This is a genomic window from Streptomyces sp. CA-251387 (genome assembly GCF_050936625.1).
GTDB lineage: Bacteria > Actinomycetota > Actinomycetes > Streptomycetales > Streptomycetaceae > Streptomyces.
In genome coordinates this window covers 6,773,882-6,799,718 of sequence record NZ_JBNJMJ010000001.1, presented here as the reverse complement: position 1 = coordinate 6,799,718, position 25,837 = coordinate 6,773,882, and the positions used below count along the sequence as shown (strand labels likewise).

Annotated in this window: 27 protein-coding genes and 1 pseudogene; 4 read left to right on the top strand and 24 right to left on the bottom strand. The window is 69.4% G+C overall.

Annotation, left to right across the window (positions count from 1 at the left end):
* Window positions 1-45 precede the first annotated feature (45 nt).
* A pseudogene (locus ACQEV2_RS30590) lies at window positions 46-213 on the top strand (site-specific integrase); the annotation flags it as partial.
* Here ACQEV2_RS30590 and ACQEV2_RS30585 read toward each other — a convergent pair.
* Window positions 206-1,090: a hypothetical protein gene (locus ACQEV2_RS30585; protein ID WP_433048480.1), complete on the bottom strand. Its 885-nt coding sequence runs from the start codon at window positions 1,088-1,090 to the stop codon at window positions 206-208. The pseudogene ACQEV2_RS30590 and the gene ACQEV2_RS30585 overlap by 8 nt on opposite strands.
* A gap of 1,173 nt (window positions 1,091-2,263) precedes the next feature.
* Between ACQEV2_RS30585 and ACQEV2_RS30580 the strand changes: the two genes are divergently transcribed.
* Complete coding sequence (locus ACQEV2_RS30580; RefSeq protein ID WP_433048478.1) at window positions 2,264-3,121, top strand: hypothetical protein; 858 nt, start codon at window positions 2,264-2,266, stop codon at window positions 3,119-3,121.
* Window positions 3,122-3,141: 20 nt separating this feature from the next.
* On the opposite strand, the gene ACQEV2_RS30575 is transcribed toward ACQEV2_RS30580, so the two are convergent.
* The 6 genes from ACQEV2_RS30575 to rpsB all read right to left on the bottom strand — a co-directional run bounded on the left by ACQEV2_RS30575 (window position 3,142) and on the right by rpsB (window position 8,470).
* Window positions 3,142-3,591: an SRPBCC family protein gene (locus ACQEV2_RS30575; protein ID WP_433048475.1), complete on the bottom strand. Its 450-nt coding sequence runs from the start codon at window positions 3,589-3,591 to the stop codon at window positions 3,142-3,144.
* 134 nt (window positions 3,592-3,725) lie between these two features.
* Complete coding sequence (locus tag ACQEV2_RS30570; RefSeq protein WP_433048472.1) at window positions 3,726-4,883, bottom strand: phosphatidate cytidylyltransferase; 1,158 nt, start codon at window positions 4,881-4,883, stop codon at window positions 3,726-3,728.
* Complete coding sequence (gene frr, locus ACQEV2_RS30565; RefSeq protein ID WP_031485072.1) at window positions 4,883-5,440, bottom strand: ribosome recycling factor; 558 nt, start codon at window positions 5,438-5,440, stop codon at window positions 4,883-4,885. Before frr ends, ACQEV2_RS30570 begins: the two co-directional genes overlap by 1 nt.
* 168 nt (window positions 5,441-5,608) lie before the next feature.
* Window positions 5,609-6,367 carry a UMP kinase gene (gene pyrH, locus ACQEV2_RS30560; protein WP_433048469.1) on the bottom strand — a complete coding sequence of 253 codons (759 nt, stop codon included), beginning with the start codon at window positions 6,365-6,367 and terminating at the stop codon, window positions 5,609-5,611.
* Window positions 6,368-6,562: 195 nt separating this feature from the next.
* On the bottom strand, window positions 6,563-7,399 hold the full coding sequence (tsf, locus tag ACQEV2_RS30555) for a translation elongation factor Ts (protein WP_433048466.1): 837 nt from the start codon (window positions 7,397-7,399) through the stop codon (window positions 6,563-6,565).
* Window positions 7,400-7,579: 180 nt separating this feature from the next.
* Complete coding sequence (gene rpsB / locus ACQEV2_RS30550; protein ID WP_433048463.1) at window positions 7,580-8,470, bottom strand: 30S ribosomal protein S2; 891 nt, start codon at window positions 8,468-8,470, stop codon at window positions 7,580-7,582.
* 273 nt (window positions 8,471-8,743) lie between these two features.
* On the opposite strand from rpsB, the gene ACQEV2_RS30545 reads away from it, so the two are divergent.
* A complete protein-coding gene (locus tag ACQEV2_RS30545; protein WP_433048461.1) occupies window positions 8,744-9,355 on the top strand; it encodes a M23 family metallopeptidase in 612 nt (203 codons plus the stop codon).
* A 218-nt stretch (window positions 9,356-9,573) separates the two neighbouring features.
* Here ACQEV2_RS30545 and ACQEV2_RS30540 read toward each other — a convergent pair whose 3' ends face one another.
* The 17 genes from ACQEV2_RS30540 to proS all read right to left on the bottom strand — a co-directional run bounded on the left by ACQEV2_RS30540 (window position 9,574) and on the right by proS (window position 24,781).
* Window positions 9,574-10,131 (bottom strand): TetR/AcrR family transcriptional regulator, encoded by a 558-nt coding sequence (locus ACQEV2_RS30540; protein ID WP_433054889.1) that lies wholly within the window; start codon window positions 10,129-10,131, stop codon window positions 9,574-9,576.
* Between the two features lie 158 nt (window positions 10,132-10,289).
* The gene (gene whiG, locus ACQEV2_RS30535) at window positions 10,290-11,132 is read right to left on the bottom strand and encodes an RNA polymerase sigma factor WhiG (protein ID WP_433048458.1); all 843 of its coding nucleotides are present in this window, start codon (window positions 11,130-11,132) and stop codon (window positions 10,290-10,292) included.
* Window positions 11,133-11,426: 294 nt separating this feature from the next.
* Window positions 11,427-12,587, bottom strand: coding sequence for a DNA-processing protein DprA (dprA, locus tag ACQEV2_RS30530; RefSeq protein WP_433048455.1), 1,161 nt, complete (start codon window positions 12,585-12,587; stop codon window positions 11,427-11,429).
* On the bottom strand, window positions 12,584-14,593 hold the full coding sequence (locus tag ACQEV2_RS30525; RefSeq protein WP_433048452.1) for a YraN family protein: 2,010 nt from the start codon (window positions 14,591-14,593) through the stop codon (window positions 12,584-12,586). Before ACQEV2_RS30525 ends, dprA begins: the two co-directional genes overlap by 4 nt.
* Window positions 14,594-14,700: 107 nt before the next feature.
* The gene (locus ACQEV2_RS30520) at window positions 14,701-15,009 is read right to left on the bottom strand and encodes a DUF2469 domain-containing protein (protein WP_003993268.1); all 309 of its coding nucleotides are present in this window, start codon (window positions 15,007-15,009) and stop codon (window positions 14,701-14,703) included.
* Between the two features lie 56 nt (window positions 15,010-15,065).
* Window positions 15,066-15,542, bottom strand: a complete 477-nt coding sequence (locus tag ACQEV2_RS30515; RefSeq protein WP_433054886.1) for an NUDIX hydrolase — start codon at window positions 15,540-15,542, stop codon at window positions 15,066-15,068.
* Window positions 15,543-15,681: 139 nt separating this feature from the next.
* Entirely contained in the window at window positions 15,682-16,458 is a 777-nt protein-coding gene (lepB, locus tag ACQEV2_RS30510; RefSeq protein WP_433048449.1) for a signal peptidase I, read from the bottom strand.
* A 193-nt stretch (window positions 16,459-16,651) separates the two neighbouring features.
* Entirely contained in the window at window positions 16,652-17,626 is a 975-nt protein-coding gene (gene lepB, locus ACQEV2_RS30505; RefSeq protein ID WP_433048446.1) for a signal peptidase I, read from the bottom strand.
* Window positions 17,514-18,605, bottom strand: a complete 1,092-nt coding sequence (gene lepB / locus ACQEV2_RS30500; protein WP_433048443.1) for a signal peptidase I — start codon at window positions 18,603-18,605, stop codon at window positions 17,514-17,516. The genes lepB (ACQEV2_RS30505) and lepB (ACQEV2_RS30500) overlap by 113 nt, the downstream gene beginning before the upstream one ends.
* Complete coding sequence (gene lepB, locus ACQEV2_RS30495; protein ID WP_433048440.1) at window positions 18,598-19,329, bottom strand: signal peptidase I; 732 nt, start codon at window positions 19,327-19,329, stop codon at window positions 18,598-18,600. Before lepB (ACQEV2_RS30495) ends, lepB (ACQEV2_RS30500) begins: the two co-directional genes overlap by 8 nt.
* A gap of 60 nt (window positions 19,330-19,389) precedes the next feature.
* Window positions 19,390-19,740, bottom strand: coding sequence for a 50S ribosomal protein L19 (gene rplS / locus ACQEV2_RS30490; RefSeq protein WP_093910095.1), 351 nt, complete (start codon window positions 19,738-19,740; stop codon window positions 19,390-19,392).
* Window positions 19,741-19,874: 134 nt separating this feature from the next.
* Entirely contained in the window at window positions 19,875-20,708 is an 834-nt protein-coding gene (trmD, locus tag ACQEV2_RS30485; protein WP_433048437.1) for a tRNA (guanosine(37)-N1)-methyltransferase TrmD, read from the bottom strand.
* Window positions 20,708-21,259, bottom strand: a complete 552-nt coding sequence (gene rimM, locus ACQEV2_RS30480; RefSeq protein ID WP_433048434.1) for a ribosome maturation factor RimM — start codon at window positions 21,257-21,259, stop codon at window positions 20,708-20,710. The genes trmD and rimM overlap by 1 nt, the downstream gene beginning before the upstream one ends.
* 121 nt (window positions 21,260-21,380) lie before the next feature.
* A complete protein-coding gene (locus tag ACQEV2_RS30475; protein ID WP_003973401.1) occupies window positions 21,381-21,620 on the bottom strand; it encodes an RNA-binding protein in 240 nt (79 codons plus the stop codon).
* Between the two features lie 2 nt (window positions 21,621-21,622).
* Window positions 21,623-22,042, bottom strand: coding sequence for a 30S ribosomal protein S16 (gene rpsP, locus ACQEV2_RS30470; protein ID WP_433048431.1), 420 nt, complete (start codon window positions 22,040-22,042; stop codon window positions 21,623-21,625).
* 465 nt (window positions 22,043-22,507) lie between these two features.
* Window positions 22,508-23,104: a hypothetical protein gene (locus ACQEV2_RS30465; protein WP_433048428.1), complete on the bottom strand. Its 597-nt coding sequence runs from the start codon at window positions 23,102-23,104 to the stop codon at window positions 22,508-22,510.
* 261 nt (window positions 23,105-23,365) lie between these two features.
* On the bottom strand, window positions 23,366-24,781 hold the full coding sequence (gene proS, locus ACQEV2_RS30460) for a proline--tRNA ligase (protein ID WP_433048425.1): 1,416 nt from the start codon (window positions 24,779-24,781) through the stop codon (window positions 23,366-23,368).
* Window positions 24,782-24,978: 197 nt separating this feature from the next.
* Here proS and ACQEV2_RS30455 point away from each other — a divergent pair, with 197 nt between their 5' ends.
* Window positions 24,979-25,836 carry an SAM-dependent methyltransferase gene (locus ACQEV2_RS30455; protein ID WP_433048422.1) on the top strand — a complete coding sequence of 286 codons (858 nt, stop codon included), beginning with the start codon at window positions 24,979-24,981 and terminating at the stop codon, window positions 25,834-25,836.
* Window position 25,837: the final 1 nt, after the last annotated feature.

The following is a 25,837-nucleotide window of genomic DNA, read 5'->3' as shown; positions in this document are numbered from 1 at the left end:
GCACATATCCCCGTACTTGGTGGTGCATTCACACGAGTACGGGGACACTTCTACGCGTCCGTCCTGCTGGACGCCGGGGAGAGCATCAAGGCCGTCAGCCAGTATCTGGGGCACACCGACCCGGCGCTGACGCTGAGGGTGTACGCACACCTCATGCCAACGAGCCAGGAGCGCACGCGGAAGGCCGGGAATTCAATGCTTCGTCTCAGGTAGCACCCTGCGCAACGGCATCGTCATCGCCACTTCCGTCCGACTCCGGCAGGGTGGCGATGGCGGTGGCGAGAGCCTGCATGGCATCTTCTGGACGAGTCTGGATCTCGGGGTAGCGGGTCAAGGCGTGCATCTCAAGTTGCGTCAAATTGCGAACCAGCACTACTTGGCGACCAGCAAGAACATACTTGACGATGAACACCGAACCGACTTGGAGGCAGACACGTTCAGTCGTCTCCAGCGCGGTCAACAAGTTAGAAACAGCTTCGCTCTCCTTGACGTTGACCTCAGCTTGGCGGAGGTCAAGTTGCGCTAGTTCAAGCCCACGCTCGACTTTCATGAGCCGACTCTTCAACTCGTCGATGCCCACTTGAGCAACAGCACGCGACCTTCTGAAGATGGAGCCGCGACGTACCTCTGGCTCCCCTATCTCCTCATAGCCCAACACACTCGCAAGTTCCTGAACGCGCTGGATGATAGTGGAGATCGCGCCCTCGTCATCAGAATCGATATACATCGAGACTGGAACCTCGGTACTCGCAACGCCGGTTTCATCCCCGCCATATCCAGGCAACTCGAACGTATCCTCTGCCACTTCCACGAATGCTAGAAACCCGCCGCGCCCTAGCGGTGTGACGCGTTCAGCGCGATATGGATGGGCCGCAGACTGAACGATGGCACTGAGGAAATCCGGGTCGAGATACCTCGCCGTCAACTGCTGGTTGTAATGAGCAAGTCGATCCCGGATCTCTGCGAGCGAGGTCCGGAGATCTTCCATCACTGCCGGGGTGAGCTTCGGATCCTTGGACGACAGGATGGCTTCGAGGCGGTACGCCTCATGAACGATCTCATCCACCACGATCACGCGGTTCGGCTCCATGCCACGACCCTAGCGACATGACATGTAGATCACATCAAAATCAACCAAAGTGCCCGCCTCAAGCAACTGACGAATCACCAGGGTGACTTGGCCACGGCCCAGAGACGGCCCAGCAGCCCGGAGCAGGTCGTCTCGATGCGCCAAACATGCAGGTAGGGACCTTGTCGCGCCCGGATCGCTGCCAGTTCTCCGGGCTTAGGCATGGCTCAACCAGTGTCGCAGATCCATTCGTGTGACTTGCGGCCCCAGCCATCCACTCCGGTCGTCAGTGGTCATCTCCGCGGTCAGAGATCGACATTAACGATCTCCGGCCGCCTGGGCGCACCTGCCTGGGGCAGACTTCTGGGCCCTGGTTCGGCCACGTCCGTAGTGACGTGTGCATGAGCGATGTCTGAGAGGACCGGTGCGACGGTAGATGGGGCAGCGCACGCTTGCTCGGCTTCTGGGGCTGCAGTGTCTTGTGGTGGCGGTGGCTGCCTCGATCGGCTCCACTGCGGGCTGCTCTGCCATGTCCGCTCATGAATCCGGTGCGGACGCACCGCGTGCTCCGCTGGGTGCACCGCCGGCTGACTCACCCACCCCGGGTCCCGACGGCCCACCGGGGGGACGCGTAAAGGGCGGCAGGAACAGCCCGCCGGGTCCGCCCGGGGAGAGTGCCGGTCCGCCGGGGACTGGTTCGACGTCTCCTTCGAAGCCGACCGGCGCGTCGACCTCGCCTCCGCCTCTCGGCGGAGACCCGGTCGATCCCGTGCCGGAGCCGACGCGCGCTCCGCGCCCGGAACCCGTCTTCACGCTGGTGCCGGGCCCGGATCCGACACCCTGTCGGCCCGCCCCATGTGCCGGTGGCGGCTGTGCCGGTGACTCGTCCTCCAGCGCATCCACGTCCCCCGGCCCGTCGTCCGGAGCGCCCGCGTCCCCGAGCCCGTCGTCCGGCGCATCCGCCTCTCCGGGCCCTTCACCCAACAGCAGCCCGCGCCCGTGCGGCTCCACGTCCACGGCATCACCCGAGACGGAGCCGAGGCCCGCCTCGACATCATGAGCAGTACTCGTTCTTTTCCCGCTCCTCGCACCACCCGCGCGTCCGCGCCAGACGGCGAAGGGCATCCGGGGCGTGCCGGTGCCCGGCGACGTCGTAGGCGCGTCCTGCGGCGCGACGCGCGCCCTCGTGGCGGTGTGGGCCGTGCGGGCACCGAGTCGCCCAGCGCCCGGCAACCGGCCGCCGGTCACCCCGCCGATCTGGCAACGCTCTTGTCGCTCATCGCGGCGCTGCTGTTCTACGCCGGCGCGGTGCGCACCCGGGCGTACTTCGAGTACTTCCACATCGACGTGCTGGCTCTGGGCCTGAGCTTCCCGGAGTTCGTCATGCGCAGCCTGCGGCTGGTGACCGCCCCGGTGGTGCTGACCGGTGTGGTGGCCGTCGTCGTGCTGCGTGACCCGCACCTGCTGAGCCGGTCGGTCCTGCCTCTTCTGCCGCCCCGCGTGGTCGGTTGGTGCCGACGAGTCATGCGGCGGGCGGCCCGTTTCCATCTGCTCGTGCTGTGCGTGGCCGTGGTCATGTTGTTCAGCTGGGGCAGGATTCAGCCGCACCCATGGCTGGTGCCCGTTCTCCTGGCAACCGGCATCCTCTTGGGGCAGTCCCCCGCCGCGAACGAAGGCCGCCGCCCGACCGGCATCCGCGCACGCGGCGCACCGCTCACGGCGGCATGCCTGTGCCTGCTCTGGGCCGTCGCCCTGGCGGCGCAGCAGGCAGGCCTGCGCGATGCCGAGCACAGCGCAGATCATCTGGTCGGCGGCACGGCGATCGTCGTCTTCAGCACCGACCAGCTGAGCATGACGGGCCGCGGGCTGCAGATGAAGGATCTCGGCAAGCAGATGCACTACCGCTACCGGTACACCGGACTGCGCCTCGTCATCGAGCGCGGCGGTCGCTATCACGCCGTCGCCGTGGGCTGGCAGCACGACACCGACTCGACGTATGTCATCCGAGAGACCGACGACCTGCGCGTCGAACTCATGCCGGGCGCCCGATGACGGCGGGGCGCCCGAGAGGCTCAGTCGGTCGAGCGCTCCAGCCTCTCCTTGAGGAGTTGCTCGTCGCGCGGCAGTTCCTTGCGGACCTGGGGGCGGACGACGAGGGGCACCAGGACCCTGCCGAGGCCGTGCCCTTCGAAGTCGAGCTCGATCGTCACGCGGGAGCGCCGCCCGTCGTCGAGCGGCTCGATCTCACCGTGGGCCCGTGGCCTGACGGGGCCCTCGATGCCGTGCAGACCCCAGCTGTGCGGTGGGTCGAGCTCGGTGAACTCCACGGTCATCGGAATCTCGCGGGTGCCGATGCGCCGGGTGACCCGGACCCGGGAGCCGGTGTGCGTGGGTCCCTCGTCGAGCAGGTCCGCCGAGACGGCGCTCAATTGCCATTCCGGCAGGTGGGAGGGGTCCGTGACATACGCGTAGACCTCGTCCGGAGACCGGTCGATGTCGATGACTTCTCGGATGGCGGTCATGTTGACCCCCTTTGAGGTGCCTTCAGGGCGTACACGGGAATCGTCCCACCAGGCGGCCCGGGACACCATCGCACAGCAAGCCGAGGAGCCCCCACTCGGCAGGAGTGGAGGCTCCCAGTGTGCCCAGGGACCGCTCAGCCAGACCCCACGAAGAGCACCAGCAGCAGCCACACCACAGGCGCCGTGGGCAACAACGAATCCAAGCGGTCCATGATCCCGCCATGACCCGGCAGCAGCGTGCCCATGTCCTTGATGCCCAGGTCCCGTTTGATCATCGACTCGCCGAGGTCGCCGAGCGTGGCACTGGCCGCGACCGCGAGGCCCAGCAGCAGTCCCTGCCACCAGGTGCCGTCGTCGATCAGGAACTCCATGCACAGCGCGCCGGCCACCATCGCGAAGCTGACCGCGCCGAGCAGGCCCTCGCGGGTCTTGCCGGGGCTGATGCGCGGGGCGAGTTTGTGCTTGCCGAAGCGCCAGCCGACGGCGTACGCGCCGGTGTCGCTGACGACCGTCAGGAGCAGGAACGTCAGGACCCGCCACGCACCGTCGCCGGCGGTGAGCATCATCGCGACGAACGTCGCCAGGAACGGCACGTAGAACGCCGCGAAGACGCCCGCGGTGACGTCCTTGAGGTAGTTCTCCGGTGGCTCCGTCATCCGCCAGACCAGTACGGCCAGCGCGGTCAGCGCCATCGCCACCCAGGCACCCTCGGCACCCCGGACGTACCCGGCGACGACCATGGCCGCCCCGCCGAGCGCGAGCGGGACGAGCGGCGCCTTGATGCCCTTGCGCTCCTCGAGCCGCTTGGTCAGCTCCCACAGGCCCACGACCACGGCGACCGCGATCACGCCGACGAACACGGCCTTGACGACGAACAGCGACGCGACGATCACCACGCCCAGTCCGACGCCGACCCCTATGGCAGCACTCAGATCGCGCCCCGCGCTCTTCTTCTGCGGCTGGGGCGCCGGCTGCGGCGCGTCGGGCATGGGCTCCGGATTCTGCGGCGCCGCCTCGGAGGGCCGCGCCTGCGGCGTGTCGTAAGGCCGCGGGTGCGGCGGCTGTTCGCGGAACAAGGGGCCGCTCAGCCGAGCGGCCCCCCGGTCGTCATCCTGGTCTCCGCCATACGCGGGTCCCTCGGGCACGATGGGCATGGGGCGAGTCTGCTGCGCCTCAGGCGCATCGTACGCGGGACCCGCCGGGGCAGCCCCCTGGACAGGTCCACGCTCGGTGGCCCCCCAGTACCCGGCTTGCCCGGCTTGTGGCGGCGCCCCCCAGGAAGAGTCGTTCATCAGACCTCGAGCAGCTCCGCTTCCTTGTGCTTCAGGAGCTCGTCCACCTGGGCGACGTACTTGTGCGTGGTGTCATCGAGCTCCTTCTCCGCACGGCGGCCCTCGTCCTCACCGATCTCGCCGTCCTTGATCAGCTTGTCGATGGCGTCCTTGGCCTTGCGGCGGACGGAGCGGATGGACACCTTGGCGTCCTCGCCCTTGCCCTTGGCGACCTTGATGTACTCGCGGCGGCGCTCCTCGGTGAGCTCGGGGAACACCACCCGGATGATGTTGCCGTCGTTGCTCGGGTTGACGCCCAGGTCGGAGTCCCGGATCGCCTGCTCGATGTTGCGCAGCGCGGTCTTGTCGAACGGCGTCACGACAGCCATGCGCGGCTCCGGCACGGAGAACGAAGCCAGCTGGTTGATCGGCGTCGGCGCGCCGTAGTAGTCGGCCACGATCTTGTTGAACATCGCCGGGTGCGCACGGCCGGTGCGGATCGCGGCGAAGTCCTCCTTGGCGACCACGACGGCCTTCTCCATCTTCTCCTCGGCCTCGAGGAGGGTCTCTTCGATCACCACTTGCTCCTGCGTGTCTTGAGTAAAGGCCCGGCTGCGGTTCCTGGGTGGGGGCGGCGGCCGGCTGCGTCGCGTCTTCTTCCTGCACGGTTCCCGACCGGCAGGACATTGTCCATCCCCCGGTCAGGGTCCGTCCCGTCCGTCCCCGGACGGGGTCGTTCTGGGGCGTCAGCCCTGGCTGCCCTGCTCACCCACAAGCGTGCCGATCTTCTCACCATTGACGGCGCGGGCGATATTGCCCTCCGCCAGCAGCTCGAAGACGAGGATCGGGAGCTTGTTGTCGCGGCACAGGGTGATCGCCGTGGCGTCGGCGACCTTGAGGTCGCGGGTGATGACCTCGCCGTAGCCGAGGGAGTCGAACTTGACCGCGTCGGGGTTGGTCTTGGGGTCGGAGTCGTAGACCCCGTCCACACCGTTCTTGCCCATGAGCAGCGCCTCGGCGTCGATCTCCAGGGCGCGCTGGGCGGCGGTGGTGTCGGTGGAGAAGTACGGCATGCCCATACCGGCGCCGAAGATGACCACACGGCCCTTCTCCAGGTGCCGTACGGCGCGCAGCGGGATGTACGGCTCGGCGACCTGGCCCATGGTGATGGCGGTCTGGACCCGGCTGTCGATGCCCTCCTTCTCCAGGAAGTCCTGGAGGGCGAGGCAGTTCATCACGGTGCCGAGCATGCCCATGTAGTCGGAGCGGGCCCGGTCCATGCCGCGCTGCTGGAGTTCGGCACCGCGGAAGAAGTTGCCACCGCCGATGACGACCGCGATCTGCGCCCCGTCGCGTACGACGGCGGCGATCTCGCGGGCGATCTTGTGCACCACGTCCGGGTCGACGCCGAGGCCGCCGCCACCGGCGAAGGCCTCTCCGGACAGCTTCAGCAGAAACCGGCCGCGTACTTTGCCGTCGTCGCTCTTCTGGGCCTTGGTGGTCATCGAGATCCCGCCTTTGTTACGTGATGCACATACGAAGAAGGCCATTGCCGGTAGGGGCGTGTTTCGCATCCCATGCGCGGCAATGGCCTCCTCGTCAGATCTGCTGTCGTCCGTCACGCGCGCGTACGTGGTGACGGCGTCCGCGGACGACTGCCCTCGACCCTATCGGGGTCGGGCGCCGATCGCGGTACGGACTCAGATGCCGACCTTGATGCGCGTGAAGCGCTTCAGGGTGACACCGGCCTCGTCCAGAACCTTCTGGACGGACTTCTTGTTGTCGAGCGCGTACGGCTGGCCGAGCAGCGTGGCGTCCTTGAAGAAGCCGTTGAGGCGACCCTCGACGATCTTGGCGATCGCGGCCTCGGGCTTGCCCTCGGCGCGGGTGGTCTCCTCGGCGATACGGCGCTCGGACTCGACGACCTCGGCCGGGACGTCCTCCTTGGAGAGGTACTTCGGCGCGAAGGCGGCGATGTGCTGGGCGATGCCCTTGGCGACCTCGGCGTTCGGCTTGTCGAGCTCGACGAGGACACCGATCTGCGGGGGCAGGTCGGGCATCGTGCGGTGCATGTAGGCGAGCACGAAGCCGTCGGCGAACTGCGCGAAGCGGTCCAGGACGATCTTCTCGCCCAGGTTCGCGTTGGCCTCGTCCACGAACGCCTGGACGGTCTTGCCGGGCTCGATCTCGGAGGCGAGCAGGGCCTCGAGGTCGGCCGGGGAGGTCTTGGCGACGTGCTCGGCGATCGCGGTGGCGACGGCCTGGAACTTGTCACCCTTGGCGACGAAGTCCGTCTCGCACTTCAGCTCGACGAGGACACCGGAGGAGTTGTCGTCGGCGATGATCGAGACCACGGCGCCGTTCTCGGCGGAGCGGCCCTCGCGCTTGGCGACGCCCTTCTGGCCCTTGATACGGAGCGCCTCGACGGCCTTCTCGACGCTGCCGTCGGCCTCGTCCAGCGCCTTCTTGCAGTCCATCATGCCGGCGCCGGTGAGCTCGCGGAGCTTCTTGACGTCGGCGGCGGTGTAGTTCGCCATGAGTCTGTGAATCTTTCTCGAAGTCTGGAAGATCGGCGATCTTCGGGGTCTACGGCCCCCATGTAGTCAGGGCCGCTGACACTCCGTCGACCTACGGGTGAACGGCGGGAGCGGACTTCACCGCGCCGGAGGCGCTATGGATGCAGTACCGCTCCCGCCGTCAACTCTGACGCTGACGGATCAGGCCTGCTCGGCGTCCGCGGCCGGAGCCTCGGCAGCCGGAGCCTCAGCCGCGGGGGCCTCGGCAGCGGGGGCCTCGGCAGCGGCCTCGGCGGGCTTCTCGGCCTCGTCGGCCTTCTTCTCGCCCTCGAGCAGGTCGCGCTCCCACTCGGCGAGCGGCTCGCCCGCGGCCTTCTCGCCCTTGCCCTCGGTGGCGACACCGCTGCGGGCGATGAGGCCCTCGGCGACGGCGTCGGCGATGACGCGGGTGAGCAGGGTGACGGAGCGGATCGCGTCGTCGTTGCCCGGGATCTTGTAGTCGACCTCGTCGGGGTCGCAGTTGGTGTCGAGGATGGCGACAACCGGAATGTTCAGCTTCCGGGCCTCACCAACGGCGATGTGCTCCTTCTTGGTGTCCACGATCCAGACGGCGCTGGGCACCTTCTGCATCTCGCGGATACCACCGAGGGTCTTCTCCAGCTTGGCCTTCTCGCGCGAGAGCACGAGAAGCTCCTTCTTGGTCAGACCGGACGCGGCGACGTCCTCGAAGTCGATCTGCTCGAGCTCCTTGAGGCGCTGCAGACGCTTGTAGACGGTGGAGAAGTTGGTGAGCATGCCGCCCAGCCAGCGCTGGTTGACGTAGGGCATGCCGACGCGGGTGGCCTGCTCGGCGATGGCCTCCTGCGCCTGCTTCTTCGTGCCGACGAACATGACCGTGCCGCCGTGGGCGACGGTCTCCTTGACGAACTCGTAGGCGCGGTCGATGTACGACAGCGACTGGAGCAGGTCGATGATGTAGATGCCGTTGCGCTCGGTGAAGATGAAGCGCTTCATCTTCGGGTTCCAACGACGGGTCTGGTGACCGAAGTGGACGCCGCTCTCCAGCAGCTCCCGCATCGTGACGACGGCCATGGCCGTATCTCCTTGAATGTTCTCGGTTGTGCCGCGGGGGCCGGACGGCTCCCGCGCCTGACGCCCACATGCGCCGTGCCACGAAGGACCGAGAGGCGCTGACACGGGCCGTTTCCGGTGGCCGCGTCGGGGCGTGCGAAGTCGACCCGGTGACCCGGATCGCCAGAAGAAGTGTACGGGACCGGCGAGGCAGCGGGTGACGCCACCGTCCACAACCCGGGAGTTATCCACAGATCCCGGCCAAGATCGGCGGAGGTGCCGGACGGTTCTCGCATGCGAGCGAAGCGATGGGCAAGGACGGCGAGGACGGGCGGGCGGCTGGTGTTGCTGCTGCTCCTGACGGCGGCCGCCCTGCTGACACCGGCCCCACGACTGACCCCGACCGCCACGAGCGTGGCTGCCGCGCCGGCCCCGGACCCCACCGTGCCGACGGTCGGCCGGGCATGGCCCGTGGGGTCCCGTCCTCCGGTCCTGCGCGGCTGGGAACCCCCGGCGACACCGTACGGCCGGGGCCACCGGGGCGTGGACCTGGCCGCCCCAGCCGGGGCGGCGGTACGGGCGGTGGCGGCGGGGCGGGTTTCGTTCGCGGGCCGGGTCGCGGGGAAGGGGGTCGTGTCGGTGGAGCTGCCGGGGACGGGGAATCCGCCGTTGCGGACGACGTACGAGCCGGTGCGGGCCTCGGTGAAGAAGGGGGATGAGGTGGAGGCGGGTGAGGTGGTGGGGACGGTGGAAGCGACGGGCTCGCACTGCACGGCCGCGTGTGTGCACTGGGGCCTGCGGAGAGGCGAGTCCTATGTGGACCCGCTGTCGCTACTCCCGCCGTGGCTACTGCGCCGCGGCCCATCCAGGTTGCTGCCGGTACTGGGAGTGCCGTTGCCGTCATAGCCGGCCCAGCGCGGACAGTCGGCGTAGCTGCGGGCAGTCGGCGTAGCTGGGGGCAGTCGTGCCTCCCTCAGTGCCTTGAGGGCCTGGGAGGTACCCCCTGGGCGGCAGGGGCGGGCGCAGCCGCACCCCGCTGGCGCCGGGTTGCGCGGCGCCCCGGCCCTGGCGTCAACGCCGGGTGCCGATCAGCGCCAGGCAGCGCAGACCGGCCCTTCCCGACGTCAGCCCCGAACGCCCCGCAACGCCATGGCCACGGCCGCATCCGTAATCGCCGCCGGCTCCTCCGCAGCCCCCAGCTCGATCCGCCGCACAGCCGCGTCCACGACGCCCTGCAGCAGCATCGCCGCCAGCCGGGGCTCCGCGTGCCCCATCTCCCGCAGCGCCTCGACGATCATCGCGACCAGCCCACCGTGCGCGGCCCGGATCTTCTCCCGGGCCCCGGCATCCAGCTCACTCGCGGAAATCGCCACCACAGCCCGGTGGCGCCGATCCCCGACGAGCGCGAGCTGCCGCCGCACATACGCCTCGACCTTGCCCTCGGCCGTGGCCTCCTGCTCCATCGCCGCCGAAACCTCCGCAGCCCACACAGGAAAGTCGGCCTCGCACAGCTCCTCGACCACCGCAGCCCGCGACCGGAAGTACTCGTACACGGACGACCGCGCAAGCCCCGTCCGCTCGGCGAGAGCCGGGAAGGTCAGCGCCTCTGTCCCGCCCTCGGACAACAGGGAACGAGCCGCGTCCAGCAGGGCGGCTCGCTGCATCGACCGGTGCTCGGCCACGGAGGCCGCTCGAATCCTTGGCACGCCAACCACTTTACGGACGCGCAACCGCGGACGGGAGTCTCTCCACGGATCCCCCCACACGTCCGGCCAGGTCAACGCCCCAAGGGACCGGGGCAAACGCCCGCAGGGACGGGGTCAACGCCCGCAGGGGTCGGTCAACGCCCGAAGCCGGCCAGCTTCGCCCGCAGCTGCAGCACCGACTTGGTGTGGATCTGACTGACCCGGCTCTCGGTCACCCCCAGCACGTTCCCGATCTCGGCCAGGGTGAGCCCCTCGTAGTAGTACAGCGTCACCACGGTCTTCTCCCGCTCGGGCAGCGTGTTGATCGCCCGCGCCAGAAACCGCCGCAGCTCGCGGTCCTCGGCCACCTCCACCGGATTGTCCGCGGCGGTGTCCTCCAGCGTGTCCATGACGCTCAGCCCGTCGCCGCCCTCGCCCCCGACATGCAGCAACTCCTCCAGCGCCACCACGTTCGCCAGCGACAACTGGCTGAAGACGGCATGGAGTTCGTCCACCGCGATGCCCATCTCGACGGCCACCTCCGCCTCCGTCGGCGTCCGCCGCAGCCGCGCCTCCAGCGTCGCGTACGCCCGCTCCACGTTCCGCGCCTTCTGCCGCACGGATCTCGGGATCCAGTCCAGCGCCCTGAGCTCGTCGATCATCGCGCCCCGGATCCGCGTGATCGCGTACGTCTCGAACTTGATCTCCCGGTCGATGTCGAACTTCTCGATCGCGTCGATCAGCCCGAACACCCCCGACGACACGAAGTCCGCCTGCTCCACGTTGGGCGGCAGACCGACGCTCACGCGGCCCGCCACGTACTTGACGAGCGGCGAGTAGTGCAGGATCAGCTGCTCGCGCAGACGCTCGTCTCCCGTCGCCTTGTACGACCGCCACAGCTCGTCGAGTGTCGAGGGAGCGGGCGGCCGCACGCTGCCACCGTCACGGGCGGATGGGGGGATCGCCGCCCGGTCGGACCCGGAGGTGTGCTGGGGCATTCGTTGCCTTGTGCCGTTCTGCCGTGAAGTGGGGCTGCCTGGGGGAGCTGCCCGGTCTGACGTGGTTCTGGTGCCGTTCGGGGGTCGAGGTGTCGTTCTGCGCCGGAATTCACGTGAGCGTAGCGTGACTGCGGTGTCGCGGTGCGCGAAGGACGGAGCACAAGCTGTACGCAGATACGTTCCGCTGGACGCCCCGCCGGGGCATGGCGATCGCTCTACGTGATCACCCGAACACCCCAACTGGGGGAATTCTCAAGGGCGTCCGTGTTCCCCCGTACGGCCGAACACGCTCGGTCAGCATGGGCTCCGACCGGCGCGCACGGAGATCATCGCCTGGCGTGTCAACTTCCAGCCGTCGCCGTGTCGTTCGACGTAACCAAGTGAGCGAAGTTCGTACAGTCTCGCGATCGCGTCGTCCTCGGTGGTCTGCGCACCGCGCGCGACCTCGTCCGCCCGCGCCGCACGGCGGCCGGGCAGCGCTGCCAGGACTCGGCGCGCCGCCGGCTCCAGCAGGTCGCGCGGCAGGACGGGCCCGCGCCGCTCGGGTGCCAGCTCACCCATGTCGCCCACGAGTTCGACGACCTCCGCGGCGTCGGTGACCAGTACGGCGTCCGAGCGCAGGAGTTCGTGCACGCCCGCGGAGAGACCGCTGGTGGCCGGCCCAGGCACCCCCATCGTGTGACGCCCGAGCCGCTGTGCCGCCCTAGCGGTGACGAGTGAGCCGCTGCGATGGGCGGCCTCGACGACGACCGTGCCCCGGGTCAGCGCCGCGATCACCCGGTTGCGCACGATGAATCTGCTGGGCGTCGGGTGATCGCCCGGTGGCAGCTCCCCGATCACGAGCCCCTGTTCCGCGATCCTGTTGATCAACTGGGTGTGCCCGCGCGGATAGGGCCGGTCGACCCCGCAGGCGAGCACGGCGACGGTGGCCCCACCGGCGCCGAGGGCGCCCCGGTGAGCGGCGCCGTCGACCCCGTAGGCGCCGCCGGACACGACGACCCAACCCCGCTCGGCAAGCCCACCGGAGAGCGTGGCCGCCATGTGCGCGCCGTACTCGGTGCAGGCCCGCGCCCCGACGACGGCCACGGACCGCAACGCCCACATCCGCAGACTGGGCCGCCCCCGCACCCACAGCCCGACGGGCCGGGCATCGCCCAGATCATCGAGCTGTCCTGGCCACTCGACGTCCCCCCGACACACGAACCGCACCCCGGCGTCCCGGGCGACGGCGAGATCCCGCCCGGGCTCGGCCCGCAGTGCCCGGGCCCGCAACCCGTCCCACCGCTTGTAACTCACCCCCGGCAGGGGCTCCTCCCCTTCCCGTAACCGCCGCACCACCTCTCCCACGCCGTACTCCCGCACCCACCGCCCGGCGACCTCGTCCCCGGGCTCGACGACCCGACTGAGAAAGACCCGGCCGAGGCGCTCGTGTTCCGAATCCTCACCGCCGTTCACGTCAGCGCCCCGATGGCCATGGGCACGCCCCGCGGCACGCCGGTGCGCAGTTGCAGGGCCAGGGCGACGTCCATCGCGTCGGGCCGGTCGTGACCGACGAGGTCGGCGACGGTCCAGGCGACGCGGAGGACGCGGTCGAGTCCCCGGGCGGTCAGTACGCCGCGTTCCAGGTTCCGTTCCGCCTCCTCCATCGCGCCGACCGCGGCGTACCAGCGACTTCGCAGCTCACGTCCGGGGATCTCACTGTTGGTCCGCCACGGAGTACCGGCGAGCCTGGCCGACGCCCGCTCGCGGGCCGCGCGCACCCGGGCGGCGACCACCGCGGTGGACTCACCCCTGGCCCCGCGCTCGGTCAGCTGGGCGCGCGTGACACGGTCCACCTCGACCCGGAGGTCGACCCGGTCGAGCAGCGGCCCGGACAGCCGGGCCTGATAGCGGCGGATGGCCGAGGGCGGGCACTCGCACAGGTCGTCCGTCTGCGAGAAACGGCCGCAGGGACAGGGGTTGGCCGCGAGCACCATCAGGAACTTCGCCGGGAAGCGCACGACGCCCGCGCTGCGTGCGATGACGACGTGCCCGGCTTCCAGTGGTTGTCGCAGGGCGTCGAGGGCCTGGCTGTTGAACTCCGGTGTCTCGTCCAGAAAGAGCACACCTCGGTGGGAGAGTGACACCGCGCCGGGCCGCGCGATGCCGGGACCTCCGCCGACGAGTGCCTGCATCGTGGCCGAGTGATGCGGGGCGCAGTAGGGGGCCACATCGATCAGGGGCTTGCCCGGAGGCAGCAGACCGGCCACCGAGTGCACCGCCGTGACCTCCAGGGACTCCTCCCTGCTGAGCCGGGGCAGGATCGACGGCAACCGCTCGGCCAGCATCGTCTTGCCGGCACCGGGCGGCCCCTCCAAAAACAGGTGATGCCCACCCGCCGCGGCGACCTCCACCGCCGTACGCGCCGAGATCTGGCCCACCACGTCGGCAAGGTCGTGCCCGTGGTCGGGCTGGGCGGCGCCCATGCTGTGCATGCCCGTGGCCGCGCCCGTTCCCGGCACGCGCAGACCCGCGAGCAGCGGATCCGGGCGGCCCTGTTCCTCGGGTTCCTCGTCGGGCACGGGTTCGTCCGCGAGGACGGCGATCAGCTGGCGCAGGCTGCGCACGCCCAGTACGGACACGCCCGGCACCAGCGAGGCTTCGGCGGCGGCGCACTCCGGGACGACCACCTGTTCATAGCCGGCGTCTGCAGCGGCCAGCACCGCGGGCAGGATGCCGCGCACAGGACGCACCCGTCCGTCCAGGCCGAGCTCTCCGATCATCACGATGTCGGCGAGGACTCGCGGATCGATCCGCTCGGCGGCACCAAGGACGGCGCAGGCGACGGCCAGGTCGAAGCCACTGCCCGCCTTGGGCACCGATGCCGGGCTGAGTCCGACGGTGAGCTTCTTCTGGGGCCACTCACCGCCCGAGTTCACCACGGCCGCCCGCACACGGTCGCGGCTCTCCGTCAGACTCTTGTCCGGCAACCCCACCAACGTGAACGCCGCCACCCCCGGCTCCAGGTCCGCCTGGACCTCGACCACAACCCCCTCGACCCCCACCAGGGCCACCGAGCACGTACGAGCGAACCCCATGTCAGGCCACCCCCGAGCGTGCTCGACCACTGGCGCGCCGCGGGCGGGCAGGACGACGCCCACCAGATCGATACGGACGCCTCCGGGTGGAGCCCCTCCGTGAGCGTGGATCCACCGTTCCGCGAGGCCGCGCAGTCGCTGCGCCTTCTCGGGCGTGACCGCGGCCATCGGATGCTCGTAGCCGCTGGTCCTGCGGGTCTTCACCTCACAGACGACCAGTACGTCGCCGTCCTGGGCGACAATGTCGATCTCTCCGGTCCTGCCACAGCGCCAGTTGCGCTCCAGAACCGTCATCCCGGCCTCGACCAGGCATCGCGCGGCGAGATTTTCGCCGTACCTGCCCAGTGCGCTGCGTGCGTTGCCCCTGCTCGTGCTCGTGCTCATGTCGGCACCACCTCCGGCGCCAACATTGAGGCCAGCTCAGCGAGCTATTGGATCTTGGTGGACAAGTTCGCGATTGTGGATAACCTGCTCACCCGTGCAAGTGAACATCACCCGCTCGGGAGCTCCAGGTCACTCTTGTTCAGCTCCTCGATGTTCACGTCCTTGAACGTGAGGACCCGGACCTGCTTCACGAACCGCGCCGGCCGGTACATGTCCCACACCCAGGCGTCTGCCATGGACACCTCGAAGAACACTTCACCCTGGACCGAGTGCACCTGCATCTCGTAGTCGTTGGTCAGATAGAAACGCCGCTCGGTCTCGATCACGTACTTGAACAGACCGACGACATCGCGGTACTCCCGATAGAGCTTGAGCTCCATCTCGGTCTCGTACTTCTCGAGGTCTTCGGCGCTCATGGCGTGTTCCCCTTCAGCCGTGCGATCCCACCATTGTGCGCCAGTCCCGTCAGCACCTAGACAATTTCGTAGTCAAGGGTCACGGGCCCGGCGGGGGGACCCTCGTCGAGCAGCGTGCGCAGCAGCTCGGCGAGTCTGGTCGGATACACCGTCTCATGTGCCCGGGCAAGTTCCTGGCACGTCCACCAGCGCGCTCCGGCGACACTGCGCCGCTCCAGCTCGGTGAGCCCCACGGCCCGGGTCGCCGTCTGCGTCGTGCGGGCCAGGTAGTACCACTCGTCCTGGTCCCAGCGCCGCCCCGCGAACGGGAAGGAGCACCTCCGCCGCCACAGCACGGGACCGAGTTCGACCTCCGTGATGCCCGTCTCCTCGGCGAGTTCCCGCAGTGCGGCCTCCTCGCGCGTTTCGTCGCCCTCGACGCCCCCGCCGGGCGTGAACCACCAGTCGTCGGCCGAGTCCTCCGGCTCGTGGCCGTGCAGCAGCAGAATGCGGTCCCGCGGGTCGAGCAGCACCACGCGCGCGACCTTGCGCAGCCCACCGTCGTACGAGTCGCCGTACGGGCTCTCCCCCGTGCCTGTGCCGCCGTACGAGCCGTTCTCCGCGCCTTTCCCGCCGTGCGAGTCGGTCGCCGGACCCGTCTCGCAGTACGGCCCCTGCCCGACGCCCGTCGTCTCAGCGGGCACCCGCGGGCTCCGTCCGGGCCGTCGAGCGCTTGCCCAACCTGTTCGCGACGGGTCCGTACGCCCCGCCGGCCAGCACCAGCACACCGCCCACCACGACCAGCGCGACGATCGTCCGCAGCGGCCCCTGCGACGACAGCGCGCCGAGGGACTCGAAGCCCGTGGGACGCTCCAGCATGCCGTCCATGGGCCAGACGACGGCCTCCACCCGGGCCGACACGGCGCTGCGCGCCACGGTGCCCCTGGCGGCGTCCGTCAGGTGGGCGGTGGAGTCCAGGGAGCCGCTCCGCTCGTCACCGAGCAGGAAGAGCCTGCCCTTCGGCACCGTCACCTCCGGGAAGTTCTGGAACTCGGCCAGGCCGTCCTTCGCCACATACGGCTCGTCGATCTTCTTGCCGTTGACGGTCAGCTTGCCGTCCGTGCAGCAGGCGACCGTGTCCCCGCCGACGGCGACCACACGCTTGACCACGGGCGCGTTGCTCACCCAGGTCTTGTCGGTGAAGACGACGACGTCACCGCGGCGCACCTCACCGCCGTCGACGCGCTGGGCCAGGACCCTGTCACCCGCTCCGATGGTCGGCGCCATCGAACTGGTGGGTACGGTATACGGCCGGTAGACCACCGCTCCCCAGGCGAATCCGCCCAGGAACAGCGCCAGGCCCAGCGCCACGGCCAGCCCGGACAACCGCTGTCCGGTCCGGCTGCCCGCCGGGCCCCTGCTCGCGCCACCGTCACGCGGCACCGTACGTGTCGTGCTCTCGCCACCCATGGGTCCGCACCCTACCCGGCGGTACCGACACCGGGCAGCCCCTCCCGAGCGCCCGACCTCACACGCTCGGCAAAGCTTTCCCAAGCCGTTTTCCGAAGCCGCTTCCCCAAGCCTTCACGGAGGCGCCCCTGCGAGCCTTCACGCGGCCGATACTGCCGGCCTTCACCTGGCCGGGCCCGCCGGCCTTCACGGCTCAGCGGGTCTCGGCCGCCTTGCTCCGCTGCCGACGCCACAGCACCAGCGGCACCGCGCCGGCCAGTGCGAGTCCCTGCGGTGCGACCGTCAGCGCGGCGGACCGGGCGCTCAGGTTCTGCTCGAAGGTCTCCGGGACGGGCAGGTTGTCCCAGCGGTTGATCGGCCAGGCGATCACGATGGCGCGGCCGACGACCTTGTCGACGGGGACCATGCCGTGGTTCTTGTCGGACTGGTTGTAGCGCGAGTCGCGGGAGTTCTGCCGGTGGTCGCCCATGACCCAGATGTAGCCCTCGGGGACCTTCACCTTGAACTGGCCGCCCTGGTCGTCCTGGCTGCAGGGGGTGTTCCCCGGGTAGACGTAGGACGCCTCGCTCAGCGCCTTGCCGTTGACCTTCAACGGGCCGGTGCCCTTGCACTCGACCGTGTCGCCGCCGACGCCGATCACGCGCTTGATGAGGTCCTTCTCCTCCGCGGACGGCATCAGGCCGATCCAGCTGAGGAAGGTCTGCAGGGCGTTCGGGTCGGGGGTCGGCTCGCCCGCCAGCCAGTTGTCGGGGTCGTGGAAGACGACGACCTCGCCACGCTCGGGCTCGGAACCGAACCAGGGGGTGAGCTTGTCGACCAGGACGCGGTCGCCCTGCTGGAGGGTGTTCTGCATCGAGTCGGAGGGAATCGAGAACGCCTGTACCAGGAACGTCTTGATCAGCAGCGCGAGGACGAGCGCGATACCGATCAGGATCGGCAGCTCCTTCCAGAAGGAGCGCTGCTTCTTCGGCTTGGGCGCCGCTCCGCCCGATCCCTGACCGTCGGCCGGGGGCTGCCCGCCCGACCCTTCGCCGTCGCCGGCCGCCCCGGGGTGGTCATTCCCGGAGGTCACGGCGCCGTCCGCGGCCGGGTCGGCTGCTTCCACGGGGTGTCCGCGGTGCTCCTCGCCGTCGTGCCCGGACCGTGCGCCAACCGCCACATCCCCCACGCCAACTCCTTACTCTGTGCCGCTGCCTGCCCCATGCGCGGCGCAGGCCCACCACTCCCATAACGAGCGGGAGTTCCGCAGGGCTCGGGAGCTGGATCGTTCCGTTCGATTCGTCGGGAGCAACCCTATGCGACAGCTGGGCCGAGGCGGTCGACCCGGTCGCCGAGTCGGACACCGAGGCGTAGGTTCTCGGTTCGTCCAGGGAGGTCCAGTGGCCGAGCGGCCACGCGATCCACATGGCCCGGCCGACGACCTCGTCCTCGGAGACGGTGCCGCCGTAGTCCTGGTCCTGGTGCGAGCGGGAGTCCGCGGAGTTGGCCCGGTGGTCGCCCATCACCCACAGCCGTCCCTGCGGAACGGTGATGTCGAACTGCGAGTTGGAGGGGGCGTTGCCGGGATAGAGATAGTCCTCGTTCAGGGGAACGCCGTTGACGGTGACCCGTCCTTGCGTGTCACAGCACTTGACGCGGTCGCCACCGACGCCGACGACGCGTTTGATGAGGTCCTTCTCGTTGTCGGACGGCAGCAGGCCGATGAAGGTGAGCGCCTGCTTGACCTGCTTGACGACGACGGGATCCTCCTTCTTCACCGTCGTCTGCTCGTCCCGGAGCCAGCCGCCGGGGTCCTTGAAGACGACGACGTCCCCGCGCTGCGGCTTGGAGCCGAACCAGGGGGTGAGCTTGTCGACCAGGACGCGGTCGCCGATCTGGATCGTCTGCTCCATGGAGCCGGAAGGGATCACGAAGGCCTGGACGAGGAAGGTCTTCAGGACGAGCGCTATGAGGACCGCGACGCCGACGAGGAGGGGTATCTCCTTCATCGCGGAGCGCCTGCGGCGCCGTTTGACCTTGCGCTGGAGCTTGCGCCGCTCCGCGCGCGTACGACCGCCGGCGGGACTCGCGGCGCGCCGGGCACCGGTGGGGAGCAGATTGTCGGCGGGATTGCTGGGCACGCCGCGGGGCTTGCCACGGTTACCCATGAGCACCCGCCCCTTCGGCCTCGGCAGCCGCAGGCACGCGCGCGTAGGCGTCGGGACGGTGCAGGCGGGTCCAATGGGCGGTCGGCCATACGATCCAGTCGGCGCGGCCGATGACGTCGTCGACCGGGATCATGCCGCCGCCGGGCGAGCCAAGATGGTCGCGGGAGTCGCTGGAATCGCTGCGGTGGTCGCCGAGGAGGAACAGGGTGCCGTCGGGCACGACGACGTCGAAACGCACCGTGGACGCACTGTCGCCGGGGTACAGGAACGTCGACTCGTCGACCGACCGGCCGTTCACCTGGATCCTCCCCTCCTTGTCACAGCAGACCACATGGTCTCCCCCCACACCCACAACGCGTTTGATGTAGTCCGCATCCCCGAAGTACCCGGTTCCGTCGAACACGACAACATCGCCGCGCTGCGGCTCGGCACCGAAACGGTACGCCAACATATTTACGAGAACGCGGTCGCCGATCCTCAATCCGGACTCCATGGATCCGCTCGGGATCTGGAACGGCCGCAGGACGAACGTGTTGAGCAACAGCAGGAGCACCAGGAAAACCAGCAGGGTCAGGCTGATCCGCCCGCCCGGGAGCCACTGCGTGATCCGCGACACCAACGCGAAACGCGACCGTTCCTCCTGCCCCCCTGGGTCCGAGGTCTCCTCGGAGTCGGAAGGGCGGGAGGAGCGGTCGCGCTCCGTCGGCTGTGCTTCGGTGTCCATCGGGGCCAGATGTTATCCGGCCCCGCTTTGGACCCCGCGGGGGCGAGCCCCCGGAAGCGCTCAGTTCTCGCGCTTCTCCTTGATCTTCGCCGCCTTGCCACGCAGCTCGCGCAGGTAGTACAGCTTGGCGCGGCGGACGTCACCCTTGGTGACGAGCTCGATCTTCTCGACGATCGGGGTGTGCACCGGGAAGGTGCGCTCGACGCCGACGGAGAAGGAGACCTTGCGGACCGTGAAGGTCTCGCGCACGCCGGCGCCCTGACGGCGGATCACAACGCCCTTGAACTGCTGCACACGGGAGCGGTTGCCCTCGATGACGCGGACGTGGACGTTGACGGTGTCGCCCGGGCGGAAGGCCGGGACGTCGCTGCGCAGCGACGCGGCGTCGACGGTGTCGAGCAGGTGAGACATTTCGTCTGCTTTCTTCGCTGATGCCACAGGTCATCAACGGGAACTAGATGTTCTGGATGAGAGCCGTGCGCGTCGGGGCGGGCGTCGTGTCCCCCTGTGGCAGGGGCGCACGCCGGACGGCGCACAACAGCGACCTATTCTTCCACGCCCTCGGTCCTGCGCCAAAATCGGCCGAACCGCTCCCCCTCCGGGTCGGGCATCCAGCCCAGGATCGAGAGCATCTCGCGGTCCTTCTTGTCGAAGACCTTGGGGTCGCAGCGCTCGATGAGGTCGGGCCGGTTGACCGTGGTACGCCTGAGCGCCTCGTCGCGGCGCCAGCGGGCGATCTTGCCGTGATGGCCGCTGAGCAGCACGTCCGGGATGTCCCGGCCGCGCCACAGGGGCGGCTTGGTGTAGACGGGGCCCTCCAGGAGGTTGGCCATGGCGCCGGGCGCGAAGGAGTCGTCGCGGTGCGACTCGGCGTTTCCCAGCACGCCGGGCAGCAGACGCGCCACGGCCTCCGTGATGACCAGTACGGCGGCCTCTCCGCCGGCGAGGACGTAGTCGCCGATGGACACCTCATGGACGGGCATACGGGTCGCGTACTCGTCGATGACGCGGCGGTCGATGCCCTCGTAGCGGGCCGGCGTGAAGATCAGCCAGGGCCGCTCGGAGAGCTCGACGGCGAGTTCCTGGGTGAAGGGGCGGCCGCTGGGGGTGGGGACGATCAGGGAGGGGGCGCGGGCGCCCGTCTCGTAGCCGTCCGCCAGGATCGAGTCCAGCGCGTCGCCCCAGGGCTCGGTCTTCATGACCATTCCGGGGCCGCCGCCGTACGGCGTGTCGTCGACCGTGTTGTGGCGGTCGTACGTCCACTCCCGCAGGTCGTGCACGTGCACGTTCAGCTGTCCACGCGCGCGTGCCTTGCCGACGAGGGAGACGTTCAGCGGCTCCAGGTACTCGGGGAAGATCGTGACGACGTCGAGCCGCATCAGCTCTCGGCCTCCGTGTCGCGGGAGGAGGCGATCTCGGCCCGGTCGTCGATGAGGCCCGGCGGCGGGGTGATGACCGCCCGCTGCTCCTCCAGGTCGATCTCGCTGACGATCTCCTCGACGAACGGGATCATGACCTCGCTGCCGTCGGGCCGCTCCACGATGAAGAGGTCCTGGGACGGCAGGTGCGAGATCTCGGTGATACGGCCGATCTCGACGCCGTCGGCGGTCACGACGTCCAGGTCGATGAGCTGGTGGTCGTAGTACTCGTCCTCTTCCTCGGGCAGCTCGTCCGGGTCGACCTCGGCGATCAGGAGGGTGTTCCGCAGGGCCTCGGCGGCGGTGCGGTCCTTGACCCCCTCGAAGCGCAGGAGGAGGCGGCTGCTGTGGACGCGGCCGGACTCGATGGTGAGCGGGCCGACGGAGGCCGGGTCGGTGGCCAGGACGGCGCCGGGGGCGAGCCGCAGTTCCGGCTCGTCGGTACGGACCTCGACGGTGACCTCGCCCTTGATGCCGTGGGCGCGGCCGATCCGTGCGACTACCAGCTGCACTGTGCTTGCTCTCCTGTCAGACGACTGGCCGCATGAGTCGGCCATACGACTCGGCCATACGACTACGGGCCGGGGACGGCCCAGTGGCCCTCCCCGGCCCGAGCCGGTGCTGCGTTCGGCGTCAGCGGACGTGGTCCACGTCGACGAGGTCGACGCGGACACCGCGGCCGCCGATGGCGCCCACGACGGTGCGCAGAGCGCGTGCGGTGCGGCCGTTGCGGCCGATCACCTTGCCGAGGTCGTCGGGGTGGACCCGGACCTCCAGCACACGCCCGCGACGCAGGTTGCGCGAGGCGACCTGCACATCGTCAGGGTTGTCGACGATGCCCTTCACGAGGTGCTCGAGAGCCTCCTCGAGCATGCTCAGGCCTCGGCCGACTCGGACTCGGCGGCAGCCTCGTCCTTCTTCTCCGCCTTCTTCTTCTGGGTGATCGCCTCACCCTTGCCCTCGTCGTCGCCGCTGAGGGCCTCGAACGACGGGCGCGCCTTCTTCGGCTCGGCGGTCAGCAGCGGCGCCGGGGCGGGCTCGCCCTTGAACTTCTGCCAGTCACCGGTCTTCTTCAGGATGGCGAGCACGGGCTCGGTCGGCTGGGCGCCGACGGAGAGCCAGTACGCCACGCGCTCGGCGTCGACCTCCATGACCGACGGGTTGTACGTCGGGTGGTACTTGCCGATCTCCTCGATCGCACGGCCGTCACGACGGGTGCGGGAGTCGGCGACGACGATGCGGTAGTGAGGCGAACGGATCTTGCCCAGACGCTTCAGCTTGATCTTGACTGCCACGGGAGTGGGTTCTCCTGGATTTGACGTGGTTGGGCACGGCGAGAATGCCGCGTGGGGTTGCGGTACCCGAGTGCCCGATGGACGCGTCAGCCGGAGGAGAGAGGGGTCCTGTGCGGCTGTCGAGTACAGCTAGCCATTGTGCCACACCCTGCGGGTCGCTTTTGGCCGAGGGGGCGGTGAGGGTGCTTGGGCATGGCTGAGAGGCACCCGGCGTTTCGGGTGCCGTGAGGGTGGGTCGCGCAGCCCGGCGCTGTTCGGGTGCCGCCTGTGCCCACCCGTGCCGCCCCAGCGGCACGACTGCCCGCAGGCTGGGCGGGTCAAGCGGCACCCCCGGCGCGCCACGCCTACCGACGTGCCACGCGTACCGACGCGCCATGCGTTCCCGCGTTCCGACGCCCCATGGCGTCCCGGCGCCCCCGCGTCCTGACCGGCAGCCACGAGATGCCGGTACTGGACGCCGCGCCGTTACGCCGCTCCCACGACCTCCGGGATCCGGAACGGCTTCCCGCAGCCGCCGCACACGATCGGTGCCTGGGCCAGGACCGACGGGACGACCCGGACGTTACGGCCGCAGTCGCACACCGCCTTGACGCGGACGCCCCCTCCGGAGGAGCCGTGACGGGCGGCCGGGCCCCGGAAGGTCCTGCTGGTGTCGGCGGAGGTGGCTGCCGTGTGGGCCTTCAGGGCGCGCTGGAGGCGTTCGATGGTCGGGCGGTAGCGGCGCTTGGCCTCGGGGTTGAGCGTGACCAGGGAGAAGCCGCTGCTGGGGTGCGGTTCCTCGGGGTGGTCCAGGCCCATCTCCTCGGCGATGGCGAGGAATCTGCGGTTGTGGTAGCGGCCGGCGCGGGAGGTGTCGCGGACACCGCGCGCGGCGGCGATGCCATGGACTGCCTCGTGAAGCAGTCGCTCGAAGGAGAGCTCGTGACCGCACGCGGACGACGACTCCCCGATCAGGGACTCTGGCGCGGCGAGATCCGGCAGCTCGGGGTGGTACCGCTGAATGTCGGCCCACGCCTGTGCCAGCTCTGCGGCGAGAACAGGTGGTGTCTGTGTCGTGCTCACGTAATGACAACGAGCCGGAGTGCCGCTGTGTTCCGATTCCGGGCCATCCCAAATAATTTGCACGTACCCGTCAGTTGCGAATGATGCGCCACGACGAGGGCGGGTGCGCAGATCTGCGGAGAAGCCTCACAGCTCGTACCAAGCCGGTGCGTAGCCTGACGTACGCCCCGACGCGTAGATCGCGTCCACACGCCGGGACCGCTGTGGTCCGCAAGAGCGCAAGAGGCGTTTCGGCCGCTCTCGCTCCCCAGAGGCGTCATCTCAGTAAGCGCGCGCGACGACCGCGACGTTACCGGGCGCGTCGTCGGCGTCCGGCACCGACCCGTCCTCGGCGACCAGACACCGTACGGTCACGGCGTGCTCGGCCAGCTTGGCCTCGCCTTCTTCGCCGAGCGTCGCCCACGGGATACGCGCCCAGCCGCCGGCGACGGCGGCCTCGACGGCCTGCTCGATCGTCGAGACGTCGGTGGTCCGGGACTCGCGCCGCTGGCGGGCCTGCGTCAGCAGCAGGGCCTGATCCTCTTCGAGGACGGTGGGCAGCAGTCGCACGAGAGACTCGACGGCCACCGGCTCCTTGCCGCCCGGGATGCGGCGGGCCAGCATCGCGGTGCCGTTCTCCAGGTCACGCGGCCCGACCTCGATACGGACGGGCACGCCCTTGAGCTCCCAGTCGACCGCGCGGCGGCCGAAGGGCGTGTCGGTGCGGTCGTCGACATGGACGCGGATGCCGGCCGCCGTCAGCTGATCGCCGATCTCGCGGACCTTGGCCAGAACCGCTTCGTCGCCCTTGATCGCGAGGACGACGGCCTGGATCTGTGCGAGGCGCGGCGGGACCCTGAGGCCGTTGTCGTCGCCGTGCATCATCACGAGGGCGCCGATCATGCGGGTGGTCGAGCCCCAGGACGTCTGCCAGACCAGTTCCTGGGTGCCGTCCTTCGACAAGTACGAGGTGTTGAAGGCCTTGGCGAAGTTCTGGCCCAGCTCATGGCTGGTGGCCATCTGCAGGGCATTGCCGTCGCCCATCATCCCTTCCAGCGTGAGGGTGTTGACGGCACCGGCGAAGCGCTCCTTGACGGTCTTGCGGCCGGGGACGACGTCCATGGCGAGGACGTTCACCATGAAGTCCTCGTAGACCTCGCGGTGGATGTGCGCGGCGAAGTCGCGGGCGTCCTCGTAGGTGGCGTGCGCGGTGTGCCCCTCCTGCCACAGGAATTCCGTCGTCCGGAGGAACAGGCGCGGCCTGAGCTCCCAACGGACCACGTTCGCCCACTGGTTGATCAGAAGGGGCAGGTCGCGGTAGCTCTGCACCCACTTCGAGAAGTAGTCGTTGATGATCATCTCGGAGGTGGGGCGGACGACCGCCGGCTCCTCCAGCTCCTTGCCGCCACCGTGCGTGACGACCGCGAGCTCCGGCGCGAAGCCCTCGACGTGGTCCGCCTCGCGCGTGAGGTACGACTGCGGGATCAGCAGTGGGAAGTACGCGTTCTGGGTGCCGGTCGCCTTGATGCGGGCGTCCATCTCGGCCTGCATCCGCTCCCACAGCCCGTACCCGTACGGTCGGATGACCATGGTGCCCCGCACCGGACCGTTGTCGGCCAGCTCCGCCTTGTTGATCAGGTCCTGGTACCAGCGCGGGAAGTCGTCCGCTCGTGGCGTGAGTACGGGTGCCTTTGCCATGGCGCGATGGTACGGGCCCACGTTGCCGGAATGTGAAATCTCGCCAGCGGCACATGCAACTCTCAAGCCGCGGCCGCTTTCCACTGGACGGCAGGTCGAGGGCGGAGTTTCCTGGCATACGGGGGGATGTGAGCGCATGTCACGGGGGCCAAGGAATCGGGCACAGCGGCAACTCTCGGCGGATTGGGGCGCTTTAGATGACACCTACGCTCGTGCGGCAGCACCCACCTCACGCGGGCACTGCGCCCCGCGTGGACCTGTGTGCACGCGCGCGTGACTGGTCCGAGATCCAGGAGCGGATGCTGGTTCCGCTCTACGAGGCCGTCTACGAGCGACTGGAAGTGGGCCCCGGCACCCGGCTGCTGGGCCTCGGCTGCGGGAGCGGGCTCGCCCTGGTGATGGCTGCATCCAGAGGCGCGGCCGTCACCGGTGTCGAGTCAGCCTCCCCGGAACGACTGGCTCTCGCACGGCGGCGTTTGCTGCCCGAGGCGTGGGACACGCGCGCGCGTGCCGCCACCCGGCTCGTCGACGGCTCACCTCGCGATGCGGCCGACGCGGCGGCGCCGGCGTACACCCTGGTCACCGCGTTCGAGCCCATCGGGTGCCTCGCGGGCGACTCCGAGGGGCTCGGTGGGACGCTCGCGGCGGCGACGCCGATGGCCGAGCGCGGGGCCCCCGTGGTGCTCGCCGGCTGGGGTCCGCCGGAGCGCTGTGCCACGTCGTCGGTGCTGCGGGTCGCCACCAAGTTGGCCGATCCCCTGCGCAGCGCGGGGAGTTGGCGTCCGGCGCTGCGCGACGACCTGGAGGAGGTCGCCCAGCGCGCGGGCCTGCGGCCCGACGGTTCCGGGCGGGTGGCCTGCCCCTTCGGGTACGCGGACGTCGACAGCGCCGTACGGGGACTGCTGTCGACGGGGCTCTTCGATGCGGCGATCTCCGCGACCGACCAGGCCCAGGTGGACAAGGAGGTGACGGAGGCGCTGCATCCGCACCAGCGGCGGGACGGGACGGTGTGGATGCCGAACGTCTTCCGGTACCTGATCGCCCGCGTGCCCTGAG

Bases quoted from the DNA above. Each gene is read 5' to 3' on its own strand.
- ACQEV2_RS30545 (WP_433048461.1), top strand. From the start codon at position 8,744: ATGCGAGCGAAGCGATGGGCAAGGACGGCGAGGACGGGCGGGCGGCTG.
- ACQEV2_RS30570 (WP_433048472.1), bottom strand. From the start codon at position 4,883: ATGAACGACTCTTCCTGGGGGGCGCCGCCACAAGCCGGGCAAGCCGGG.
- whiG (WP_433048458.1), bottom strand. From the start codon at position 11,132: ATGCCCCAGCACACCTCCGGGTCCGACCGGGCGGCGATCCCCCCATCC.
- ACQEV2_RS30575 (WP_433048475.1), bottom strand. From the start codon at position 3,591: ATGACCGCCATCCGAGAAGTCATCGACATCGACCGGTCTCCGGACGAG.
- lepB (WP_433048449.1), bottom strand. From the start codon at position 16,458: ATGGGTGGCGAGAGCACGACACGTACGGTGCCGCGTGACGGTGGCGCG.
- tsf (WP_433048466.1), bottom strand. From the start codon at position 7,399: ATGGCGAACTACACCGCCGCCGACGTCAAGAAGCTCCGCGAGCTCACC.
- ACQEV2_RS30525 (WP_433048452.1), bottom strand. From the start codon at position 14,593: ATGAGCACGAGCACGAGCAGGGGCAACGCACGCAGCGCACTGGGCAGG.
- trmD (WP_433048437.1), bottom strand. From the start codon at position 20,708: ATGCGGCTCGACGTCGTCACGATCTTCCCCGAGTACCTGGAGCCGCTG.
- proS (WP_433048425.1), bottom strand. From the start codon at position 24,781: ATGGCAAAGGCACCCGTACTCACGCCACGAGCGGACGACTTCCCGCGC.
- ACQEV2_RS30520 (WP_003993268.1), bottom strand. From the start codon at position 15,009: ATGAGCGCCGAAGACCTCGAGAAGTACGAGACCGAGATGGAGCTCAAG.
- ACQEV2_RS30585 (WP_433048480.1), bottom strand. From the start codon at position 1,090: ATGGAGCCGAACCGCGTGATCGTGGTGGATGAGATCGTTCATGAGGCG.
- lepB (WP_433048443.1), bottom strand. From the start codon at position 18,605: ATGGGTAACCGTGGCAAGCCCCGCGGCGTGCCCAGCAATCCCGCCGAC.
- rpsB (WP_433048463.1), bottom strand. From the start codon at position 8,470: ATGGCCGTCGTCACGATGCGGGAGCTGCTGGAGAGCGGCGTCCACTTC.
- lepB (WP_433048440.1), bottom strand. From the start codon at position 19,329: ATGGACACCGAAGCACAGCCGACGGAGCGCGACCGCTCCTCCCGCCCT.
- pyrH (WP_433048469.1), bottom strand. From the start codon at position 6,367: ATGACCACCAAGGCCCAGAAGAGCGACGACGGCAAAGTACGCGGCCGG.
- ACQEV2_RS30455 (WP_433048422.1), top strand. From the start codon at position 24,979: ATGACACCTACGCTCGTGCGGCAGCACCCACCTCACGCGGGCACTGCG.
- rplS (WP_093910095.1), bottom strand. From the start codon at position 19,740: ATGTCTCACCTGCTCGACACCGTCGACGCCGCGTCGCTGCGCAGCGAC.
- ACQEV2_RS30475 (WP_003973401.1), bottom strand. From the start codon at position 21,620: ATGCTCGAGGAGGCTCTCGAGCACCTCGTGAAGGGCATCGTCGACAAC.